We start from the raw sequence: 20,845 nt of genomic DNA on the forward strand, positions 1-20,845 counted from the left end.
GTATGTGACGAGGCTCCGGCTCGACGGTGTACGTGGGTTCCACGGCACCAGGGCCTGCGACCTCGACTTCACACGCCCGGACGGGAGTTTCGCCGGGTGGACCGTCATGGCGGGGCGCAACGGAGCAGGGAAGACGACCCTGCTGAGATCCCTAGCCCTAGCCCTGGCCGGACCGGAACGGGCCAGTCGGCTCGACGGCGAGGTCGAGGACTATCTCTCCTACGGCCGGTCCCAGGGGAGCCTGGAACTAACGCTGGTCGCGGCGAAGAAGGCCGATCTCGGTGCTCCCGAAGCTGCAGATCCGCGCACGGTTAAGATGGAATGGGAACCGGGCCGTGAACCGCTCAGCGCGGAGGACACACCCCCGACCCGCGTAAGGTTCCTCGCTGACCCGGGCGCCAAGGTGGCCAGTCTGTTGTGGTCCTCCTCGCCACCAACGGGCTGGTTCCACGCCGCGTACGGCCCTTTCCGCCGCCTCAGCGGCACCGCCCTATTCGAGCGCAACCGCCCGAATCCGGACCGGATCGAGGCCCTGCGGACTCTCTTCGAGGAGCAGTCGGCGCTTACCGAGTCGGTGGTCTGGCTGGTCTCTCTTCACACACGCCGGCTGGAGGGTGAGGCCGGAGCCAGGGAAGTGTTGGAATCTGTCCTCGCGCTCCTGAACGACGATCTGCTGCCGGGCGACTTCCGCGTAGAGGAAGTGACCTCGCGAGGGCTGTGGCTGCGTCGGGCCGACGGAGACGGGCCGCTCGTCGCGCAGTGGCGGATGAGCGACGGCCTGCGCACCGTCACGGCCCTGGTCCTGGACGTTGTACGGCAGATGCACGCCGCCTACGGTGCGTTGGCGCTGCACCGAGATGGCAGCGGTCGGCCGTACCTGCCCTACGAGGGCGTAGTCCTCATTGACGAGGTAGACGCGCACCTTCACGTCTCGTGGCAGCAACGTATCGGCGAGTGGTTCAAGACACACTTCCCCGCGATCCAGTTCATCGTCACAACCCACAGTCCCTACATCTGTCAGGCCGCCGATCCCGGTGGCCTCATCCGACTGCCGTCTCCGGACGAGCAGGCCCCTCCCGAGGTCGTGGGTGAGAAGGAGTACGGCACGATCGTCTACGGCACCGGAGACGATGCGGTGCTGTCCGACTTCTTCGGCCTGGAAACCCCCTTCTCCCGTCGTGCCGAGGCGCTCAGGGAAGAGCTCGCAGACCTGGAGTACGAGGTCGCGGCGGGGGACGCCGATCCGGAGACGGTGCGTCGGTTCCGCGCTCTGCGCCGGACCCTGGCCAGCTCGCAGGCGACCTACGTCGAGGATTCCAGCCTGCGAGCCAGGAGGCGGGAGAGCGGCGGCTCGTGATCAGGATCGTACGGCCGAGGCTCCCGACCGACCTGGAAGCCTCTCTGCTCGCCCTGTCCCAGGAAATGGCCGACACCTCGGTCCCCGATCGGAACGAGCACGCCGAGCGCATGTGGAAGCGCAACACCGTGCGCCGCGACGTGTACCAGCCGGTGCGGGAAGCCCTGGAGGAAATGGCGCCGGGCATCGACTGCTGTATGTACTGCGGCAATCACATGGCCGACACGGTGGACCACTTCGTACCCAAGTCCCGCTGCGGCCTACGGACGTTCTACTGGCCGAACCTCCTGCTGGCCTGCTCCACCTGCAACACGCGCTTCAAGGGGAACAAACACCGCAGCGACGGCTTGGTCGGGTCGCTGCTCATCGACCCGACCCGCGAGGATCCCTTCGATCACCTGGACCTCGGGCTCGCCAGCGGCGTCTACCGCCCGGTCGAGGGCTCGGCGAAGGGCGAGTGGACCATCGAGGTCTGCGGCCTGAACGAGGGAAAGCGGCCACGGGTCCGGGCCGAAGGCTGGCTCAACCTGGCCGACGACCTGCAAGGCTGGGAACAGGCCCGAGCAGCTGGCGATGTCAGAAACATGCGCCGAAAGATCTATCGCATGCGCACGCAGCCGTTCGCCGACGTCTGCTACGCGGCGTTGCATAAGGCCGTGTCCGAGGAAGCGCCCCTGGTCTTCGTGGACGATGACCCTGCCGTCTTGGACCTGCTCCGGGATGACGAGCTCCGGGCCGCCTTCCAAGTGTGAGCGGTTCGAACGACGCCTGGTGCTGGGCCGACGCTCCCGCCGAGATCGCTGTCCCCGTGGCGCTGCTGATCGTCCTCGACATCCGAGTCCGCCGCTGGCGTCGTCGCACCTGACGGCCCAGCCCCACCAAAGAGCCCCCGGCCTGCCAAGGAACCGCAGGTCGGGGGCTTATCGGTGTCGCGATACTTCTTCTTGCCCTGGGTCTTGCCGGGGATCTTGCTGAGCTGGGTTTTTGCTGCTCAGGGGCGCTGTACTTGAGCGGCTGGCGGTCGTCGTTGGTCGTCATTGGCCGCTGTCGAGCGACCTCGGACGGCCCAGAGACGGCCCAGCTTCGCCGCACGCGGCTGACGGCCAGCGTTCTTGAAGCGACCGTCAAACCTCAGCCGACGACAGTCAGCCACGATGGCAGGGGCCGCCAGCCGACTACGCACGCGTGTGCCTCGCTGCACCCCCACCGGCATCAGCCACGTTGCCGGTGCCGTCGACCGGAGCAAGCCACGACGGCGGACTCGTGACGATGATGCGTGAGCCCTCGGCTTGGGCAGCTCGGGTTATCTGTGGGCGGCTGCTGGGCAGACCTGCGGCGGATGGGCCATGAGGCCCTGACTGGACTGATGAAAGCGTGCGATATCAGCTTGAGAAGTCGTACCCATTTAGGGCTAAGGAAGGACTAAATGGGAGATCGCCCACCCCTTATCAATCAAGCCACTTATCGAATTGATTGAGGAGGTCGGTAATGCGTCGCTTATCCTGATTTGAGGCGTCACGCAGCAAGGAACCACTCGTCTTCGCGAGTCGACGCACGATACCTTTTTCCGTGACCGGACCGATCAGCTGAATGGCCGACTCTAGTTCATCCAGGGCTTCTGATACTCGGTGAACGTCCCGAAGTACACTAGCTCGTTGATTACGAGCAATGAGTGACGGCTCGACCATTCCTGCACTGTCGGCGATAGTCCGGGCTTGGCTCAACTCATCCAAGACCTCCTGCACTTCGCGCTGTGCAGCAGTTGCATCACCAAACTTGTTCTGGACAACAAGCCAAACGGCAGTGGCGTGTTGAGTCAGCGTGTAAATCTGATATGACCTGTCCCGCATATGCGAAGCACGCTGCCGATTCAGCTCTGCCAAACTCAAAGCTTGCTCTAGATCCTTGCGAGCTAGCGACCGAAGCTTTTCACCCTTGGACTTCATCAATTTATTAGCCCTTGCGAAATAGGCGCTGACCAAAGAGTTGCGCGCCATGATCTCGTTCTCAAGCATTGCGAGTTGCTCACTAAGGGTGACGCTTTTCTGCAGTTCGCTGATTCGGCTAACGGGGTCGACTGAGGTTGCGTGCAGATGCAGCGCGATCGCCTCATAAATATCACCGACGTCGTCCCGGATGATGTCAGCGAAATGCCTTTTTGCTTCATTTCGCTGCCCCGACACGTAGGCACGGAATCCCCGGAAGAACAGGATGACGCGAACTTGGTCCCCGAGCAAAGGCTCTTGCCGGAACACCAATGTGGAAAGCCACATGCGCGCGGCGCCAATATCGCGGCTGGGGGCTGACTCGAATGCCTCCCCGAACTTAACAGCGGACTGGTCGCTGTGCACGCCCGCCAGGTAAAACGCTAGGCGGCTCTGACTGAACCAGCTCTCAATTTGAGCGCGGTCATCGAACTCGTCGTCGGTTGCGGAAGATTCCAAACTTTCCAGCTCACGGAGTGCCCTGTTCTCTCTCTCCACGAGAGTTTCGTGAGCCATTCGGAAGGATTCCTCGTCGTCCGAGAGGAAACGCCGGGCGAGGTGGGGTGCCAGAGACTCGATCATGCGCCATCCGGAGGCGGTCTCCTCGACGTACGGCGCCTCGAGAACTTGCTCCACCGCATCAGCGAGATCGGACGGGTCGTCGTCCCAGATTGTGGCGGCGAGCTCCTTCAGCTCTTGCTTGCTAGTCGCAAGGCAGACACTAAGCAGCATCGCGATCTTTCCGTACAAGGCGCCGGCAGCGCTCAATACCAAGTCGCAGAGCTGGTCCCAGTCAGTGTCAGTGGCTGTAGTCGCGGCGCTGTTATCCGTCATAGCAGCTCACCGTGATTCTGTAGGGGGACGTGCGTCAGGAGCTTCAAGTGCGCATAGGCCAACATAGGAATTACTTTTTCATCATCGAGCCCAAACTTCTGCATATACTGGTCCACGCCAGCGGGATTTCCACCCCGTTCTCGCACAATGGCGCGCAGAGATGCAGCCACCTCGTGTTTGGTGAATCTTCGTAGCTCTAGTGCTGCGTCGCTAGAGAATGCCTGCCATGATTTTCCTGAGTGGCCCATGACGACCCAGCAGCCGCCCACCGCGTGGGCCAGTTTGGCTAGGCCCTCAAGATCGAGACGGGATGGGGCGTCGCTCCGACCGAACGCTGTAACAATCACGGCAAGGCCAGGTGATTTGGCGAGGGGGCGCAACAATTCAGTAGTTAGCTCTGTAAATCTTTCAAGTGACAGACTTACGCTACTGGCTCGAACGCTCAATCCTCGAGTCGGCGCTGCACTTTGATCCATTGCCCATTGTGAGACATGTTCCAGGAGAAATCGAAAGGTGCTCAGACCATTGGCTCCGGCGTCGGGTACATGATGAGTCTGCCACCCCATGTTCTTGAAAATCGCAATTGCGATCCGTGCGGCCTCGATGATTCCCATCGAGTCGTCGCCGTGCACGGCCAAGAGACCGCTGCGAGTGGAGGCGAGATCGGCGCACTTTGCGCGCAGCTTCTCACGGTCGATTCCGAGCCAGAGCTCTTCTTCAACTTCCACCCTGAGCCCCCGTCGCCTCTTCCTTTGCCCTGATCCTCTTAAAAACCGTCTGACTCAAAGACGACCACTTCTTTTGCTCGACTGCATCCTGTGCCGCCGGCAGAGCTGCTGCAATGTTTGGGAGCGGGAGCTTGAGCAGATTGACTGCTTCATCGTGGTATGCATCCCGGGTTTTCGAGTCGCTGGCCAGTTGGCTGATCTCTACTGCCGTCGGAAGGAGCTCCAATCGTCGATTCGCTTTGCCGACCGCACTGTACAAAGAGCTGATAGCCTTCCTGCGTTTCTCGCTCATGTATCTGCGGTTCGGTGACTCAACCATGGCATCCCAGGAGGACGTCGGCAGTGAAGGGTACATAGGAATTACGAGGTCGATGTGTTTCTCGCGCTCGTCCACTTGTTGAGCGATATCGGCGATCTCGTCTCGAACCATTCGAATCAGAAAACGGTAGCTTCGATAATTTCGAATGATGCCGGTGATGAATTGGACGATGATGGTGAGTACAGCACCAGTCACTACACCAACGAAGACTGAAACGGGGATTTCGGTCTTTCCGAAGTGAATCACATTAGACGATGGGCTTGGGGAAGGCGACGGGGAGGGTGCGCCTGCTAGAAAATGCCACCCATGCATCGGTATCCGTACTGTCACAAGGTCTGCAACGGCGGTAGTTAGGCCAGGTGTGTGGATACGACCCTCCCGATCGGCTCGTCTGTGACGCCCATCACATCTGTTGATCATAGCGGCAGATGCCTGGCTGTGCGCGGTGATTCGCAGGGCTTGGCCCGTAAGCTTCTGGCGGAGTACGACGTTGAGGCCATGATCTTTCGGGGCTCGTGCCGAAGTGGCTGCTTAAAGCGGCGGAGCCGCCCGACCCAGCCATGAACGACCGCTACCTGTCCGTCGAGCAGGTCGCCGAGCTGCTAGGTACGACTCCCCGCTTCCCCCGGCGGCTCATCGAGGAACGGCGCATCCGGTACGTGAAGGTCGGCCGACATGTACGCATCCCTGAGAGCGCCATCGAGGAGTTCATCCGGTCCAGGACCGTCGAGCCGATCAGGCCTCGTCGCGCCGCGCTTCGGAGGGCTGCCTGATGGCGAACAAGAAGGGCAGGCGTCGCCGCTTTGGTGCGGTGCGGCAGTACCGGTCCGGACGCTGGACCGCGTCATACCTCGGGCCCAACGGTGAGCGCATTCGCGCGGAGGAGACCTTCGACACCAAGAAGGACGCCGAGATCTGGCTCTCCCAGGTAGAGGCCGACCTCAGCCGCGGGGACTGGCGCGCCCCTGACGCCGGAGCCGTCAACCTCCGCGTGTACGCCGAGAAGTGGGTCGAAGAGCGGGAGCTGTCCGTTCGCACCGACGACCTGTACAAGCATCTCCTGCGCCTGTACATCCTCCCGACCTTCGGCCCGCTCGACCTGGACGAGATCACCGCTCCCCGTGTCCGCGAGTGGCGAGCGGAGCGACTCCGCACCACCGGGGCCAAGACGGCCGTAGCCAAGGCGTATCGCCTCCTCAAGGCCATCCTGGAGACGGCCGTCGACGACGACCTGATCAGCCGCAACCCGTGCCGGATCAAGGGCGCTGGCAAGGAGTCCGCCGCCGAAAGACGCATCGCCACCGTCGCCCAGGTCGACGCCCTCGCCGACGCGATCGGTATCCGCTGGCGCCTCATGGTCTACCTGGGCGCATACGGTCCGATGCGCCCGGAGGAGCTGGCCGGCCTTCGCCGTCGAGACGTCGACCTGGACAACCTCGTCATCCGCGTCCGCGTCGCCGAGCCCGAGCGAACGAACGGCAGACGCGCTCCCGGCGAGACCAAATCCGATGCGGGCATGCGCACGGTCGTCCTCCCGGCCTTCCTGCACAAGGAGGTGAAGCGGCACCTGTCTTGGTACGCGGAGAAGGGACCCGAAGGCCTGTTATTCGTGGGGGAGAAGGGTGCACCCTTCCGGCGTACCTCCTTCGGTCGGAAGTGGCGTCGGGCTCGCGCGGTCGTGGGTCTCCCGGAGGGCTTCCGCTTCTACGATCTCCGCCACACCGGACACACCCTGTCGACCCGCTCAGGCGCCACCCTCAAGGACACGATGGTGCGTGCCGGGCAGTCCTCCGAGAAGGCGGCGCTGATCTACCAGCACTCCGACGAGGAGCGGCAGCGGGAGGTGGCTGCCGGTCTCGACGACCTGGTGCGCGCCGAGCGTGCGAAGTGCCACAAGGACGACCCCGCGCACCACAGAGAGGAGGCTGAGAGCTAATGGTGCGGTTATGGTGCGCGACCGGGCCACCGGTCTAGACAACAAAGAACCCCCGGGTCTCTGACCTGGGGGTTTCACATGGAGCGGGTGACGAGAATCGAACTCGCGCTCTCAGCTTGGGAAGCTGATGTTCTACCATTAAACTACACCCGCGTAAGACGCCGACCGAGCCGGTGTCCGAATGCTCGCTCACTGTACCTCATCTCAGGCCTCCGGCGTTCGCGCCGTGAGGTCTGAGGGCGTTTTCAGGGATGGGATGCGGCTGCGGGGGAACGGAGTTGGGGCGTACGGTGGAGGAGCGTAAGAGGGCCCGGGCGGGACCGGAGTGCCGCCTGCAAGGCCGTCCCTTTGATCCCGTACTGTGGCTTTTGTCGTCAGGCAAGCAGCAGCCAGACGCGGCTCTTGGGGAAGGGACTCTTGGACTTGATGGAGCGCACCGTCGTCCGTTGTGCCGATGGGCACGTGTTCAGCACCGCTTCGTTCCCGATGCAGCAGGCCGAGCGACTCGGCCCCGGGCGGCTGCTTCGGTGCCCGCGATGTGCGCGGCTCCGGAGCGTGGTGCCCGTCAGCTATCAGAAGCGTTAGCGGCGGCAGCAGTTGCGGCGGCGGCAGCCGTCGCGGCAGGTGACGGACACAGCACGACAGCAACAGGCACAAGGCGCGCGGAGACGTCCGGTTGTGGTCGCTCCGCGCGCCTTGCGTATCCTCGGGGCGTGCTTCTCTCAGACAAGGACATCCGGGCCGAGATCGACGCCGGACGGGTGCGGATCGATCCGTATGACGACGCGATGGTGCAGCCGTCGAGCATCGATGTGCGGCTGGACCGCTACTTCCGGGTGTTCGAGAATCACCGGTACCCCCACATCGACCCCGCCATCGAGCAGGCCGATCTGACCCGGCTGGTGGAGCCGGAGGGGGACGAGCCGTTCATCCTGCACCCCGGTGAGTTCGTCCTCGCCAGCACCTACGAGGTCATCACGCTGCCCGACGACCTCGCCTCCCGGCTCGAAGGCAAGAGTTCGCTGGGGCGGCTGGGGCTGGTCACGCATTCGACGGCCGGCTTCATCGACCCGGGCTTCAGCGGGCACGTGACCCTGGAGCTCTCCAACCTCGCCACCCTGCCCATCAAGCTCTGGCCGGGCATGAAGATCGGGCAGCTGTGCATGTTCAAGCTCAGCTCGCCCGCCGACTTCCCCTACGGCAGTGAGCGGTACGGGTCCCGGTACCAGGGGCAGCGCGGGCCGACCGCCTCCCGGTCCTTCCTCAACTTCCACCGGACCCAGGTGTGAGCGACCCGAACGTGAGCGAAGCAGACATGACCGGCGTGCGCGAGAACCTGACCTACGAGACGTTCGGCGTCGCCGTGCGGGAGCTCGCGCAGACCATCGCCGACGACGGCTACGAGCCCGACATAGTCCTCAGCATCGCCCGCGGCGGCGTCTTCGTGGCCGGCGGGCTCGCCTACGCCCTCGACTGCAAGAACATCCACCTGGTGAACGTGGAGTTCTACACCGGCGTGGGGACCACCCTCGAGATGCCGGTCATGCTGGCGCCCGTGCCGAACGTGATCGACTTCTCGCGGAAGAAGGTGCTGATCACCGACGACGTCGCCGACACCGGCAAGACGCTCAAGCTGGTCCGCGACTTCTGCCTCGACACCGTCGCCGAGGTGCGCAGCGCCGTCGTCTACGAGAAGTCGCAGTCGCTCGTGAAGTGCGAGTACGTGTGGAAGCGCACCGATGACTGGATCAACTTCCCGTGGAGTGTCGAGCCGCCCGTCGTGCGGCGGGACGACCAGGTGCTCGACGCCTGACCGGGGCGAACGGACGCAGAAAGAGGGGCTCCCCGTGGGGAGCCCCTCTCGCGTGTTCGTGTGGCCTCAGACCGTGCCCAGCTTCACGATCGACAGCAGTGCGATCAGCTGGATCGCCGACGCGCCCAGTGCCTTCGGCCAGGGCAGGTCGTGGGAGCGGCTGACCATGAGGGTCAGCAGGACGCCGCCCGCGACCCACGTGGCCCAGCCCAGCAGCTGGACGAACGTCGCGTCGCCGCCCGCGAACATCGCGACGACCAGGCGGGGCGCGTCCGTGAGGGACATGATCAGCATGGACAGGCCGACCGTGGGCTGCCAGGCGCCGTCGCCGCCGAGCTGGCGGGCCAGGGTGTGGGTGACCACGCCCAGGACGAACGCGCTGAGCACCATCGCCACGGCCGTCGTCAGGACGATCGGCACCGCGTTCGACAGTGTGGCGTTGATCGCATCCTGGCGGGCGCCGTCGAAGCCGAAGACGGCGAGCAGGCCGTAGAGGAACGTGACGATGAGGGCAGGGCCCCACATCGAGTAGTCCCGCATCTGGAGGAACGTCTGGTTGGGGGCGAGGACGACCCCCCGCAGCAGGGCCTTCCAGTGCAGGCGCGGGCCGACCGGGCCGGGCGCCGGGGCCGCCGAGCCGGCGCGGTACGTGTCACCCTGGGTGTAGGGGTCGTCGCCCACCGAGAAGGCCTGGGTGTGGCCCGGGTTGTTCGCCGCGTAAGGGTCGGCCGGACCCTGGGGGCCGGGCGGGTACGCGCCGTCGCCGAAGTACTCCGGCTCGCCCTGCCCGCCGTAGCCGCCGCCGTGCCCGGCGTTCGGCTGCGGCCAGGTGGGACCGCCGCCGTTGCCGTACTGCTGCTGCGGGTACGGCTGCGGCGCCGGCGGGGAGCCGTACGACGGTCCCTGCGGCGTCTGCTGCCCGTACGGAGGGTTGTGCGGTCGCGTCTGAGGAGCGCCGTTGTTCCGGCCGCGTCCGATCCTGAATCCAGCCACGTCTTCGAACGTACCTGGTCCCCGGCGGTGGTGCGCCGGGCCCGGGCTTCCGCACCCGGCTTTGCGGCCGAGCTGTGACATCCCTTAAGGGGAGGGGGCTTTGGGAGTCCGTGGGGTGTCGGGGTTCGGCCGTACGGGCCCCGCCCCGGGTCCGCCGTGGCGGGCCCCGGCGGATGCGCCCGGGCCTGCTCGGCGGGCGTCAGTCGGGAAGGGTGCCGCCCAGCTCCGGCAGGGCGATCGCGCCGCTCTTCGTCGGGACCGTGCTCGTGCCGCGCCGAGCAGTGCGCCGTCTGGGCGATTCACGAGGAGTGCGCGCCGCCGAGGCCGCCGAGCCCCCGCGGAAGACGTGGACGCCGCCCTGGTCCGCCCTGCCGTCGACGTCCTCGTGCGGCACGCCGACCGCGAGGTGCTCGGTTCATGGGGTCGTACGACGCCCCGCCGGGCACGGCTGTTCCGTGCTCGCAACGGCTGTTCTGTGCCGGAAACCCTTGCTCAGAACAGGTGAGGTGCCAGACCGGCGGTCGCGCCTCCGACGACGGACACGAGCAGGACCGGCCAGTCGCGGACGCTGCGCAGCGGTGACTCCTCCTGGCGGATGAGCAGCGTGTAATTCAGGTGTCGTGGTCGCGAATCCACGTGTCGTGGCCGGGAATTCAGGTGTCGTCTTCGGGTGCTCCGTGCCCGATGCCGACGCGGTCGTGTGTGACCTCTGAGGCCCCACCGTCTTACCCAGGTGCCCACCACCCGCCCGATCTTCTACTCTGCGCCGGGGCAGCCGAGCAGGGGGAGCGACGATGAGCATGTACTTCGACATGGGTGACGAGACGCTGTGGAACCCCTCGAACGGCGCCGGCCGCCTCTTCGTACGGCAGGTCGAGGTCTTCGAGGCGGAGCTCGGGCTGCCGTCGGGGATCGGTCACGAGCACGCGGGTGACCCGGACACACTCGAGGTCGATCCGGCCGTGTACGCGGAGTTCGCGCGCCGCTTGGTCGCCTGGCACGGCCGGACGGGACACTCCGTGATCCTCGCGCTCTCCGAGGGGTTCGTGGCGACGGCGGTCGCGCTTGCGCGGCGCGCCGGAATCGAGGTGGAGATCCCGCCTTCCGGGCTCGGACACATGGCCGGCGGCGTCCGGTCCGACGTGCAGGTTCCCGGCGATCCGCGGACCGCGCCGGCCGCTGTCCTCACCGCCCTGGACACCCGGGCGCGAGAGGTGGACCGCTGGATGTCGCGCTGAGGCGGCGAGGCACGGCCGTCTTCCGGGCCCGTCGCCCTGCCGGCGTGCCCGATGACCCGCAGGGAACGCCGAAGCCCCCTGCCCGGAGATCGGGCAGGGGGCTTCGCAGAGGTCGGAACGACCGGCTGGGACCGGCTACTTCACCGGCTCCGGCTCCGGCGCGCTCGTAGAGTCCGACGTGCCGGCCGGCGGCTCGCCGCCGTCGTCGTTCGAGCCGTCGCCCTCGTCCTCCGCCGGGACCGGCGTCTTCACCGAGTCCAGCAGCAGCTGGGCCACGTCCACCACCTGGATGGACTCCTTGGCCTTGCCGTCGTTCTTCTTGCCGTTGACGGAGTCCGTGAGCATGACCAGGCAGAAGGGGCAGGCCGTCGAGACGATGTCGGGGTTCACCGACAGGGCCTCGTCGACGCGCTCGTTGTTGATGCGCTTGCCGATGCGCTCTTCCATCCACATCCGGGCGCCGCCCGCGCCGCAGCAGAAGCCGCGCTCCTTGTGGCGGTGCATCTCCTCGTTGCGGACGCCGGGGACGGCGGCGATGATCTCGCGCGGCGGCGTGTAGATCTTGTTGTGGCGGCCCAGGTAGCACGGGTCGTGGTACGTGATGATGCCCTCGACCGGCGTGACCGGGATCAGCTTGCCCTCGTCGACGAGGTGCTGCAGCAACTGCGTGTGGTGGATGACCTCGTAGTCACCGCCGAGCTGCGGGTACTCGTTGCCGAGCGTGTTGAGGCAGTGCGGGCAGGTGGCGACGATCTTCTTGGCGGACTTCGGCTTCGCCGACTCCGCCGTGACCTTGCCGTCCTCGTCCATCTCCTCGCCGAACGCCATGTTCAGCGCCATGACGTTCTCCATGCCGAGCTCCTGGAACAGGGGCTCGTTGCCGAGACGCCGGGCGGAGTCACCGGTGCACTTCTCGTCGCCGCCCATGATCGCGAACTTGACGCCCGCGATGTGGAGGAGTTCCGCGAAGGCCTTGGTGGTCTTCTTGGCGCGGTCCTCGAGGGCACCCGCGCAGCCGACCCAGTAGAGGTACTCGACCTCGGACAGGTCCTCGATGTCCTTGCCGACGACCGGGACCTCGAAGTCGACCTCCTTGAGCCATTCCAGGCGCTGCTTCTTCGCCAGGCCCCAGGGGTTGCCCTTCTTCTCCAGGTTCTTGAGCATCGTGCCCGCCTCGGACGGGAAGGACGACTCGATCATCACCTGGTAGCGGCGCATGTCGACGATGTGGTCGACGTGCTCGATGTCCACCGGGCACTGCTCGACACAGGCGCCGCAGGTGGTGCAGGACCACAGGACGTCCGGGTCGATGACGCCGTTCTCCTCGGCGGTGCCGACCAGCGGGCGCTCGGCCTCCGCGAGGGCCGCGGCGGGGACGTCCTTCAGGGCCCCCTCGGACGCCTTCTCCTCGCCCTCCATCGTCTTGCCGCCGCCGGCCAGCAGGTACGGCGCCTTGGCGTGCGCGTGGTCCCGCAGCGACATGATCAGCAGCTTGGGGGAGAGGGGCTTGCCCGTGTTCCAGGCGGGGCACTGCGACTGGCAGCGGCCGCACTCGGTGCAGGTGGAGAAGTCCAGCAGGCCCTTCCAGGAGTACTGCTCGACCTGGGAGACGCCGAAGACGTCGTCGTCACCGGGGTCGGTGAAGTCGATCGGCTTGCCGCCCGAGGTCATCGGCTGCAGGGCGCCGAGGGCCGTGCCGCCGTTCGCCTCGCGCTTGAACCAGATGTTCGGGAAGGCGAGGAAGCGGTGCCAGGCCACACCCATGTTGGTGTTGAGCGAGACCGTGATCATCCAGATCATGGTCGTGCCCAGCTTGATCATCGCGAAGAAGTAGACCAGGTTCTGCAGGGCGGCCACGCTGAGGCCCTTGAAGGCCAGGATCAGCGGGTACGACGCGAAGTACGCCGCCTCGTAGTGGTCCACGTGGTGCAGCGCACCCTCCAGGCCGCGCAGCACGTAGATGGCGAGGCCGATGGTGAGGATGACGTACTCGACGAAGTAGGCCTGGCCCATCTTCGAACCGGTGAACCGCGACTTGCGGCCGGGCCGCGAGGGCAGGTTCAGCAGGCGGATGACCATCAGCGTGGCGATGCCGAGGGTGGTCATCGCCGCGATGAACTCGATGTAGAGCTCGTACGGCAGGAAGCCGCCGATGACCGGGAGCGTCCAGTCGGCCTGGAAGAGCTGGCCGTACGCGGTGATGATGGTCGGCGGGAGTGTCAGGAAGCCGACGGCGACGAACCAGTGGGCGACACCGACGATGCCCCACCGGTTCATGCGCGTGTGGCCGAGGAACTCCTTCACCAGGGTCACGCTGCGCTGGTAGGGGTTGTCGGTCCGGGTGCCGGCCGGGACCGGCTGGCCCAGCTTGAAGTACCGGACGAACTGGCCGATCGCGCGTGCGAGCAGCGCGACGCCGACCACGGTCAGTACCAGCGACACGATGATCGCGGCGAGTTGCATGGGGGCTCCTCGGGCCTGCGAGGGGTTTCGTCGGGGTGGCCTGTCGTTTTCCAGGTGCCCCGAAATTACTAAGCGGTAACTTATGCAGTCCGTCTGAGACTACCCTCATCCTCCGCCGCACTGTAGCCGGGTGGGCAGTGATCTGAATCGCTGAGGGTTGCCTCAGGAACAGACCGGATCCGGCCGCGATCCGCCGTGCGTGTCGTCGCGATCCGTCGCGCGTGTCGTCGCGAGCCGCCCTGCGTGCCGTCGCCGGTCCCCGTGAATCTCGTTGTGCGTCCCGTCGTGTTATTCATACCGAAATGTCATAGTCCCGCCTAACTTATATCCGTGCTCTACGGGATCACCGCCGCCGCCACCGCCCTCGTCCTCACCGCCGTGCTCGCCGCCGCCCTGCGGGCCCCCGCCCTGCGGCTGCGCCTGGTCGAGCGGCGCCGGCAGCGGGACGTGCCGCTGTCCGGGGGACTGGCCGTCGTGCTCGTCACCGGGCTGGTCGTCGGGGGTGGGGAGTGGCTGGGGGTCGCGCCGTCCGCCGGCGAGGCGCGGGGGGTGCTCGTCGCCGCGGGCGCCGTCGCCCTGCTCGGGCTCGCCGGTGACGTACTGCGGCTGCGGCGGCGGGTGCTGGCCGCCGGTACGGCCGTGGCGGCGGCGTGTGTCGTGCCGTACGGGGAGACGGGGATCGGGACCGGGCTGCTGGCCGTCGTGTGGGTCGTGGCGGTGGTGTCCGGATTCCGGGGGCTCGATCACGCCGACGGGCTGGCGGGTACGGTCGGGGTGGTCGCCGCCTTCGGGGCCGCGGCCTGTGCGGCCGTCGAGGTGATGGACGGGATCGCGGGGCTGGCGAGCGTGCTGGCCGCCGCGCTGACCGGCTTCCTCCTCCACAACTGGCACCCCGCGCGGGCGGCGCTGGGCGGCTGCGGGTCCATGGCCGCGGGCTTCGTGATCGCCGTGGGGGCCGTGTACGCCCGGGCCGGATTCGGGCTGGGGGAGAGCGCGGGTGTCCTGTTCGCGCTGACCGCCGTGGTGGCCGCCGATGTCGTCCTCGTGCTGGCGTCGCGGCGGCTGGGCGGGCGGAGTGTCACGCGCAGCGGGCCCGACCATCTGGCACACCGGCTGCGGCGGCTCGGTCTGACCGCGCCGGGGGCGAGTCTGCTCCTGGGGGCCGGGGCGTTGTCAGGGATGCTCGTCGGGGTACTCGCGCACGCCGACTGGATCGGAGCGGGCGCCCTGTGGTGGGTGGCCGGAGGGGCGCTCGTAGTGGTGTTCACTCTCTCGCGTGTACCGGTGCACGGCCCCCGCCGCAGCGTATCGACGCAGGTCAGAGCGCCGTTGCGTGTAAGGAGCGGATAAGAGTTGAGTCTGCCCGACTCAGCTCTGTTGACCGCTGGGGAGCCGTCGTGCACACTTGAGTCCGTTCCACTCAAGTCAGCTGGAGGAATCAACCATGGCACGTGCGGTCGGCATCGACCTGGGCACGACTAACTCCGTCGTCAGCGTTCTGGAGGGCGGCGAGCCCACCGTCATCACCAACGCCGAGGGCGCCAGGACCACGCCGTCCGTCGTCGCCTTCGCCAAGAACGGTGAGGTGCTCGTCGGAGAGGTGGCCAAGCGCCAGGCGGTCACGAACGTGGACCGGACCATCCGCTCCGTGAAGCGCCACATGGGCACCGACTGGAAGATCGAGCTCGACGGGAAGCCCTTCAACCCGCAGCAGATCAGCGCCTTCGTGCTGCAGAAGCTGAAGCGTGACGCCGAGGCCTACCTGGGCGAGAAGGTGACCGACGCGGTCATCACCGTCCCGGCGTACTTCAACGACTCCGAGCGTCAGGCCACGAAGGAGGCCGGCGAGATCGCCGGTCTGAACGTGCTGCGCATCGTCAACGAGCCCACCGCCGCCGCCCTGGCGTACGGCCTCGACAAGGACGACCAGACCATCCTGGTCTTCGACCTCGGTGGCGGTACGTTCGACGTCTCGCTGCTGGAGATCGGCGACGGCGTCGTCGAGGTGAAGGCCACCAACGGTGACAACCACCTCGGTGGTGACGACTGGGACCAGCGCGTCGTCGACTACCTCGTCCAGCAGTTCCAGTCCGGCCACGGCGTGGACCTGGGCAAGGACAAGATGGCCCTGCAGCGTCTGCGCGAGGCCGCCGAGAAGGCGAAGATCGAGCTGTCCTCGTCCACCGAGACCTCGATCAACCTGCCCTACATCACCGCCTCCGCCGAGGGCCCCCTGCACCTCGACGAGAAGCTCACCCGCGCCCAGTTCCAGCAGCTGACCGCGGACCTCCTGGAGCGCTGCAAGACGCCGTTCCACAACGTCATCAAGGACGCCGGCATCTCCATCAGCGAGATCGACCACGTCGTCCTGGTCGGCGGTTCCACCCGTATGCCCGCCGTCGCCGAGCTCGTCAAGGAGCTGACCGGCGGCAAGGACGCCAACAAGGGCGTCAACCCGGACGAGGTCGTCGCCATCGGCGCCGCCCTTCAGGCCGGTGTCCTCAAGGGCGAGGTCAAGGACGTCCTGCTCCTCGACGTCACCCCGCTGTCCCTCGGCATCGAGACCAAGGGCGGCATCATGACCAAGCTCATCGAGCGGAACACGACGATCCCGACCAAGCGGTCCGAGATCTTCACCACCGCCGAGGACAACCAGCCGTCCGTGCAGATCCAGGTCTACCAGGGCGAGCGCGAGATCGCGGCGTACAACAAGAAGCTCGGGATGTTCGAGCTGACCGGTCTGCCGCCGGCGCCCCGCGGCGTCCCGCAGATCGAGGTGTCCTTCGACATCGACGCCAACGGCATCATGCACGTGACCGCCAAGGACCTGGGCACGGGCAAGGAGCAGAAGATGACCGTCACCGGCGGCTCCTCGCTGCCGAAGGACGAGGTCGACCGCATGCGCCAGGAGGCCGAGCAGTACGCGGAGGAGGACCACAAGCGCCGCGAGGCCGCCGAGTCCCGCAACCAGGGCGAGCAGCTCGTCTACCAGACCGAGAAGTTCCTCAAGGACAACGAGGACAAGGTCCCGGGCGACATCAAGACCGAAGTCGAGGAAGCCGTCGCCGAGCTGAAGGAGAAGCTCAAGGGCGAGGACTCCGCCGAGATCCGCACCGCCACCGAGAAGGTCGCGGCCGTCTCCCAGAAGCTCGGCCAGGCCATGTACGCGGACGCCAATGCGGCCCAGGCCGCCGGTGGCCCCGCCGGTGACGCGGGCGCCGCCGGTGGTGCCAAGGCCGCTGACGACGACGTCGTCGACGCCGAGATCGTCGACGAGGACCGGAAGGACGGTGCCGCGTGACGGAGGAGACCCCGGGCTTCGACGAGCAGCAGCCCGACGTCCCTTCCGGCGCCACCTCCGAAGACGCCGAGCCGAAGGCCGCCTCCCCCTCCGCGGAGGAGGGGGCGGCCCCGGCCGGGGACACGGGCCAGGACGTGGCTCTGGTGGCCCAGCTGGACCAGGCCCGCACGGCGCTCAACGAGCGCACCGCGGACCTCCAGCGCCTCCAGGCCGAGTTCCAGAACTACCGCCGCCGGGTCGAGCGCGACCGGATCGCGGTCAAGGAGATCGCCATCGCGAACCTCCTGACCGAGCTCCTGCCCGTGCTGGACGACATCGGCCGCGCGCGGGAGCACGGCGAACTGGTCGGCGGCTTCAAGTCCGTCGCCGAGTCGCTGGAGAGCACCGCGGCGAAGATGGGCCTGCAGCAGTTCGGCAAGGAGGGCGAGCCCTTCGACCCGACGATCCACGAAGCCCTGATGCACAGCTACGCACCGGACGTCACCGAGACGACGTGCGTCGCGATCCTGCAGCCCGGGTACCGGATCGGCGAGCGCACCATCCGCCCCGCGCGGGTGGCCGTGGCCGAACCCCAGCCGGGGGCGCAGACGGTCAAGGCGGACGAGTCCGCCGACGCCGACGACAAGGAGAGCGGTGGCCCGGACGAGGGCTGACGTCATAGACGAAGGGAAGGAGGGGCGTCGAGGATGAGCACCAAGGACTTCATCGAGAAGGACTACTACAAGGTCCTCGGCGTCCCCAAGGACGCCACCGAGGCCGAGATCAAGAAGGCGTACCGGAAGCTCGCCCGCGAGAACCACCCGGACGCCAACAAGGGAAACGTCAAGGCGGAGGAGCGCTTCAAGGAGATCTCCGAGGCCAACGACATCCTCGGCGACCCCAAGAAGCGCAAGGAGTACGACGAGGCGCGCGCCCTCTTCGGCAACGGCGGCTTCCGCCCGGGGCCGGGCGGCGCGGGCGGCTCCTTCAACTTCGACCTGGGCGACCTCTTCGGAGGCGGCGCCCAGGGCGGCCAGGGAGCCGGCGGCTTCGGCGGCGGGCTCGGTGACGTTTTCGGGGGCCTGTTCAACCGCGGCGGCGCGGGCGCGGGGACGCGCACGCAGCCGCGGCGCGGCCAGGACATCGAGTCCGAGGTCACGCTGAGCTTCACGGAGGCGATCGAGGGCGCCACCGTCCCGCTGCGCATGTCGTCGCAGTCGCCCTGCAAGGCCTGTTCGGGCACCGGCGACAAGAACGGCACACCGCGCGTGTGCCCGACCTGCGTCGGCACCGGGCAGGTCGCCCGGGGCAGCGGCGGCGGCTTCTCCCTCACCGACCCCTGCCCGGACTGCAAGGGCCGCGGCCTGATCGCGGAGAACGCCTGCGAGGTCTGCAAGGGCAGCGGACGGGCCAAGTCCTCGCGGACCATGCAGGTGCGCATCCCCGCGGGCGTCAACGACGGCCAGCGGATCCGGCTGCGCGGCAAGGGAGCGCCGGGCGAGCGCGGCGGGCCGGCGGGCGACCTCTACGTGGTCGTGCACGTCGGCGCCCACGCGGTGTTCGGCCGCAAGGACGACAACCTCACGGTCACCGTCCCGGTGACCTTCGCCGAGGCGGCCCTCGGCGGCGAGGTGCGGGTGCCCACCCTGGGCGGCCCACCCGTCACGCTGAAGCTGCCGCCGGGCACGCCCAACGGGCGTACCATGCGCGCCCGGGGCAAGGGCGCGGTCCGCAAGGACGGCACCCGCGGCGACCTTCTGGTCACCGTGGAGGTGAGTGTCCCGAAGGACCTGTCGGGGAAGGCTCGTGACGCACTCGAGGCGTACCGAGAGGCGACCGCGGGTGAGGATCCGCGGGCGGATCTGTTCCAGGCCGCGAAGGGAGCATGAGTCAGATGGACGGTCGTCGGCGCAATCCGTATGAACTGACCGAGGAGACCCCGGTCTACGTCATCTCGGTGGCGGCCCAGCTGTCCGGCCTGCACCCGCAGACCCTGCGCCAGTACGACCGGCTGGGTCTGGTCTCCCCGGACCGCACCGCCGGCCGGGGCCGCCGCTACTCGGCCCGTGACATCGAACTGCTGCGCACCGTCCAGCAGTTGTCGCAGGACGAGGGCATCAACCTGGCCGGTATCAAGCGCATCATCGAACTGGAGAACCAGGTGGCCGCGCTCCAGGCGAGGGTGGCCGAGATGCAGGACGCGCTCGACGGCGCCGCGGCGGCGATGCGCCAGCGCGAGGCCGCGGTGCACGCGTCGTACCGGCGCGACCTGGTGCCGTACCAGGAGGTGCAGCAGACCAGCGCGCTGGTGGTGTGGCGGCCCAAGCGGCAGCAGCCGTCCGACTGACGCGCGTACGCAGGGGAAGGGCCGGGAGGTGACTCCCGGCCCTTTTCGCGCACTTTGCAGGTCTTGCCCTGGTTTCGCTGTGCCTCCCGTGGATGACCGCGTGGTGCACGCCACTTGAAGGTGATTCCGCAGAGTCTTCACAACGCTTGCGGAGCGTGGTGTTGTCATCTCGTTAAGTGGTTCCGCTTGACGCTGGGGGGCGCCTCCGCGTTGGCTTTTCAGTCACATGGGCCGCAAAGCTGTGCCCACGTCCGAATCACACGCGAAGTGAGCTCCCGCATGCGTCGTCCCATCTCCATATCCGTGGCAGCCGCCGCGATGTCCGTCACGCTCGCCGGCTGCGGCGTGCTCAACGCGACGGGGAGCAGTGACGACGCCAGCCCGGCCAAGGGCAACGACATCACGGTCGGTCTGCTGCTGCCGGAAAAGGCGAACACGCGCTACGAGAACTTCGACTACCCGATCATCAAGCGGAAGGTCGAGTCGCTCACCAACGACAAGGGACGCGTCGAGTACGCCAACGCCGAGGCCAGCGCGGACAAGCAGGCGAGCCAGCTGCAGCAGATGATCGACGACCGGGTCGACGTGATCCTGCTGGACGCCGTCGACTCGCACGCCATCGCCGGGGGCGTGAAGAAGGCGAAGGAGGCCGGCATCCCGGTCATCGCCTACGACCGGCTGGCCGAGGGCCCGATCGACGCGTACATCTCCTTCGACAACGAGCTGGTCGGCGAGGTCCAGGGCCGCTCCCTGCTGGAGGCCATCGGCGAGAAGGCGAGCCTGTCCGACAAGATCGTCATGATGAACGGCTCGCCGACGGACCCCAACGCCAAGCAGTTCAAGGCGGGGGCGATGTCCGAGCTGAACGGCAAGGTGACGATCGCCGAGTCCTTCGACACCGAGGACTGGAAGCCGGAGAACGCCGAAGCCAACATGGCGAAGGCCATCGCGAAGATCGGCAAGGACAACATCGCGGCGGTGTACTCCGCCAACGACGGCATGGCGGGCGGCATCGTCAAGGCGCTGGAGGCCGCCGGCGTGAGCGACCTGCCCCCGATCACCGGGCAGGACGCGGAGCTGCCCGCGGTCCAGCGGATCATCGCCGGTGACCAGTACATGAGCGTGTACAAGTCCTACCCGCAGGAGGCGGAGAACGCCGCGGAGATGGCCGTCGCCAAGGTCCAGGGCCGGGACATCCAGTTCGCCGCCCTCACCCGCGACAAGGTCGACAGCCCCACGGACAAGGGCATTCCGGCGCAGCTCGTGCCGGTGGTCGCGCTCACCAAGGAGAACATCAAGGACACGGTGGTCGCGGACGACATCTACAAGCAGTCGGACATCTGCACGGCCGAGTACAAGGCGGCGTGCCGGGCCATCGGCCTGAAGTAGCCGGGCCGGGAACCGGGTTCACACCCCCGGTCCTCCGCTGCCACCGGACCCGGGACCAGCCCGGCGACCGGCCGAACCGAGCCCGGGGATACCGGTGGGTACCGGTGGTTTCCGGCGGTCGTCGCGCGGGGAGCCGTGTTGCGGAGCACGTCCGGTCCGCGCA

General features: G+C 67.1%; 18 protein-coding genes and 1 tRNA gene. 13 read left to right on the top strand and 6 right to left on the bottom strand.

From position 1 onward, the window contains the following. Positions 1–4: 4 nt before the first annotated feature. Positions 5–1,357 (top strand): ATP-binding protein, encoded by a 1,353-nt coding sequence (locus tag AB0F04_RS22615; RefSeq protein ID WP_362044283.1) that lies wholly within the window; start codon positions 5–7, stop codon positions 1,355–1,357. Continuing rightward, positions 1,354–2,109, top strand: a complete 756-nt coding sequence (locus AB0F04_RS22620) for an HNH endonuclease (protein WP_362043879.1) — start codon at positions 1,354–1,356, stop codon at positions 2,107–2,109. Before AB0F04_RS22615 ends, AB0F04_RS22620 begins: the two co-directional genes overlap by 4 nt. A 696-nt stretch (positions 2,110–2,805) precedes the next feature. Here the strand turns inward: AB0F04_RS22620 and AB0F04_RS22625 are convergent. Genes AB0F04_RS22625 through AB0F04_RS22635 form a run of 3 tightly spaced genes read right to left on the bottom strand, consistent with a single transcriptional unit; the run spans position 2,806 to position 5,469 of the window. After that, entirely contained in the window at positions 2,806–4,176 is a 1,371-nt protein-coding gene (locus AB0F04_RS22625) for a hypothetical protein (RefSeq protein ID WP_362043881.1), read from the bottom strand. Then, positions 4,173–4,904 carry a hypothetical protein gene (locus tag AB0F04_RS22630; protein ID WP_362043883.1) on the bottom strand — a complete coding sequence of 244 codons (732 nt, stop codon included), beginning with the start codon at positions 4,902–4,904 and terminating at the stop codon, positions 4,173–4,175. The genes AB0F04_RS22625 and AB0F04_RS22630 overlap by 4 nt, the downstream gene beginning before the upstream one ends. Further along, complete coding sequence (locus tag AB0F04_RS22635) at positions 4,894–5,469, bottom strand: hypothetical protein (RefSeq protein WP_362043885.1); 576 nt, start codon at positions 5,467–5,469, stop codon at positions 4,894–4,896. Before AB0F04_RS22635 ends, AB0F04_RS22630 begins: the two co-directional genes overlap by 11 nt. 314 nt (positions 5,470–5,783) lie before the next feature. Between AB0F04_RS22635 and AB0F04_RS22640 the strand changes: the two genes are divergently transcribed. Both AB0F04_RS22640 and AB0F04_RS22645 read left to right on the top strand, forming a co-directional pair. Beyond that, positions 5,784–5,996 carry an excisionase family DNA-binding protein gene (locus tag AB0F04_RS22640; RefSeq protein ID WP_362044285.1) on the top strand — a complete coding sequence of 71 codons (213 nt, stop codon included), beginning with the start codon at positions 5,784–5,786 and terminating at the stop codon, positions 5,994–5,996. Then, positions 5,996–7,159, top strand: coding sequence for a tyrosine-type recombinase/integrase (locus AB0F04_RS22645; protein ID WP_362043887.1), 1,164 nt, complete (start codon positions 5,996–5,998; stop codon positions 7,157–7,159). Before AB0F04_RS22640 ends, AB0F04_RS22645 begins: the two co-directional genes overlap by 1 nt. A gap of 79 nt (positions 7,160–7,238) precedes the next feature. Here AB0F04_RS22645 and AB0F04_RS22650 read toward each other — a convergent pair. Then, positions 7,239–7,312, bottom strand: a tRNA-Gly gene (locus tag AB0F04_RS22650). Between the two features lie 560 nt (positions 7,313–7,872). Here AB0F04_RS22650 and dcd point away from each other — a divergent pair. Then, a complete protein-coding gene (gene dcd / locus AB0F04_RS22655; protein WP_053670409.1) occupies positions 7,873–8,448 on the top strand; it encodes a dCTP deaminase in 576 nt (191 codons plus the stop codon). A 26-nt stretch (positions 8,449–8,474) separates the two neighbouring features. Next, positions 8,475–8,972, top strand: a complete 498-nt coding sequence (locus AB0F04_RS22660) for a phosphoribosyltransferase (RefSeq protein WP_362044286.1) — start codon at positions 8,475–8,477, stop codon at positions 8,970–8,972. Positions 8,973–9,038: 66 nt separating this feature from the next. On the opposite strand, the gene AB0F04_RS22665 is transcribed toward AB0F04_RS22660, so the two are convergent. Beyond that, the gene (locus AB0F04_RS22665) at positions 9,039–10,046 is read right to left on the bottom strand and encodes a Yip1 family protein (protein ID WP_362043889.1); all 1,008 of its coding nucleotides are present in this window, start codon (positions 10,044–10,046) and stop codon (positions 9,039–9,041) included. A gap of 713 nt (positions 10,047–10,759) precedes the next feature. Here AB0F04_RS22665 and AB0F04_RS22670 point away from each other — a divergent pair. Then, positions 10,760–11,203, top strand: a complete 444-nt coding sequence (locus tag AB0F04_RS22670) for a DUF6086 family protein (RefSeq protein WP_362043891.1) — start codon at positions 10,760–10,762, stop codon at positions 11,201–11,203. 135 nt (positions 11,204–11,338) lie between these two features. Here the strand turns inward: AB0F04_RS22670 and AB0F04_RS22675 are convergent, their stop codons facing one another. Next, complete coding sequence (locus AB0F04_RS22675; protein ID WP_362043893.1) at positions 11,339–13,666, bottom strand: (Fe-S)-binding protein; 2,328 nt, start codon at positions 13,664–13,666, stop codon at positions 11,339–11,341. A 330-nt stretch (positions 13,667–13,996) separates the two neighbouring features. On the opposite strand from AB0F04_RS22675, the gene AB0F04_RS22680 reads away from it, so the two are divergent. The 6 genes from AB0F04_RS22680 to AB0F04_RS22705 all read left to right on the top strand — a co-directional run bounded on the left by AB0F04_RS22680 (position 13,997) and on the right by AB0F04_RS22705 (position 20,682). Continuing rightward, positions 13,997–15,016, top strand: coding sequence for an undecaprenyl/decaprenyl-phosphate alpha-N-acetylglucosaminyl 1-phosphate transferase (locus AB0F04_RS22680; RefSeq protein ID WP_362043894.1), 1,020 nt, complete (start codon positions 13,997–13,999; stop codon positions 15,014–15,016). A gap of 94 nt (positions 15,017–15,110) precedes the next feature. Beyond that, positions 15,111–16,967, top strand: coding sequence for a molecular chaperone DnaK (gene dnaK / locus AB0F04_RS22685; RefSeq protein WP_362043896.1), 1,857 nt, complete (start codon positions 15,111–15,113; stop codon positions 16,965–16,967). Beyond that, positions 16,964–17,620 carry a nucleotide exchange factor GrpE gene (gene grpE, locus AB0F04_RS22690; protein ID WP_053670419.1) on the top strand — a complete coding sequence of 219 codons (657 nt, stop codon included), beginning with the start codon at positions 16,964–16,966 and terminating at the stop codon, positions 17,618–17,620. The genes dnaK and grpE overlap by 4 nt, the downstream gene beginning before the upstream one ends. Before the next feature lie 33 nt (positions 17,621–17,653). Next, positions 17,654–18,835 carry a molecular chaperone DnaJ gene (gene dnaJ / locus AB0F04_RS22695; RefSeq protein WP_362043898.1) on the top strand — a complete coding sequence of 394 codons (1,182 nt, stop codon included), beginning with the start codon at positions 17,654–17,656 and terminating at the stop codon, positions 18,833–18,835. Between the two features lie 5 nt (positions 18,836–18,840). Beyond that, a complete protein-coding gene (locus tag AB0F04_RS22700; protein ID WP_362043900.1) occupies positions 18,841–19,293 on the top strand; it encodes a helix-turn-helix domain-containing protein in 453 nt (150 codons plus the stop codon). A gap of 279 nt (positions 19,294–19,572) precedes the next feature. Further along, positions 19,573–20,682: a substrate-binding domain-containing protein gene (locus AB0F04_RS22705; RefSeq protein ID WP_362043902.1), complete on the top strand. Its 1,110-nt coding sequence runs from the start codon at positions 19,573–19,575 to the stop codon at positions 20,680–20,682. Positions 20,683–20,845 lie beyond the last annotated feature (163 nt).

Origin of the sequence: Streptomyces sp. NPDC029041 (assembly GCF_040637515.1) — a bacterium.
Taxonomy (GTDB): Bacteria; Actinomycetota; Actinomycetes; order Streptomycetales; family Streptomycetaceae; genus Streptomyces.

Excerpts from the sequence above, each read along its gene's own strand:
- AB0F04_RS22625 (WP_362043881.1), bottom strand. The coding sequence starts at position 4,176 with ATGACGGATAACAGCGCCGCGACTACAGCCACTGACACTGACTGGGAC.
- AB0F04_RS22640 (WP_362044285.1), top strand. The coding sequence starts at position 5,784 with ATGAACGACCGCTACCTGTCCGTCGAGCAGGTCGCCGAGCTGCTAGGT.
- AB0F04_RS22645 (WP_362043887.1), top strand. The coding sequence starts at position 5,996 with ATGGCGAACAAGAAGGGCAGGCGTCGCCGCTTTGGTGCGGTGCGGCAG.
- AB0F04_RS22660 (WP_362044286.1), top strand. The coding sequence starts at position 8,475 with ATGACCGGCGTGCGCGAGAACCTGACCTACGAGACGTTCGGCGTCGCC.
- AB0F04_RS22665 (WP_362043889.1), bottom strand. The coding sequence starts at position 10,046 with ATGTCACAGCTCGGCCGCAAAGCCGGGTGCGGAAGCCCGGGCCCGGCG.
- AB0F04_RS22670 (WP_362043891.1), top strand. The coding sequence starts at position 10,760 with ATGAGCATGTACTTCGACATGGGTGACGAGACGCTGTGGAACCCCTCG.
- AB0F04_RS22675 (WP_362043893.1), bottom strand. The coding sequence starts at position 13,666 with ATGCAACTCGCCGCGATCATCGTGTCGCTGGTACTGACCGTGGTCGGC.
- dnaK (WP_362043896.1), top strand. The coding sequence starts at position 15,111 with ATGGCACGTGCGGTCGGCATCGACCTGGGCACGACTAACTCCGTCGTC.
- dnaJ (WP_362043898.1), top strand. The coding sequence starts at position 17,654 with ATGAGCACCAAGGACTTCATCGAGAAGGACTACTACAAGGTCCTCGGC.
- AB0F04_RS22700 (WP_362043900.1), top strand. The coding sequence starts at position 18,841 with ATGGACGGTCGTCGGCGCAATCCGTATGAACTGACCGAGGAGACCCCG.
- AB0F04_RS22705 (WP_362043902.1), top strand. The coding sequence starts at position 19,573 with ATGCGTCGTCCCATCTCCATATCCGTGGCAGCCGCCGCGATGTCCGTC.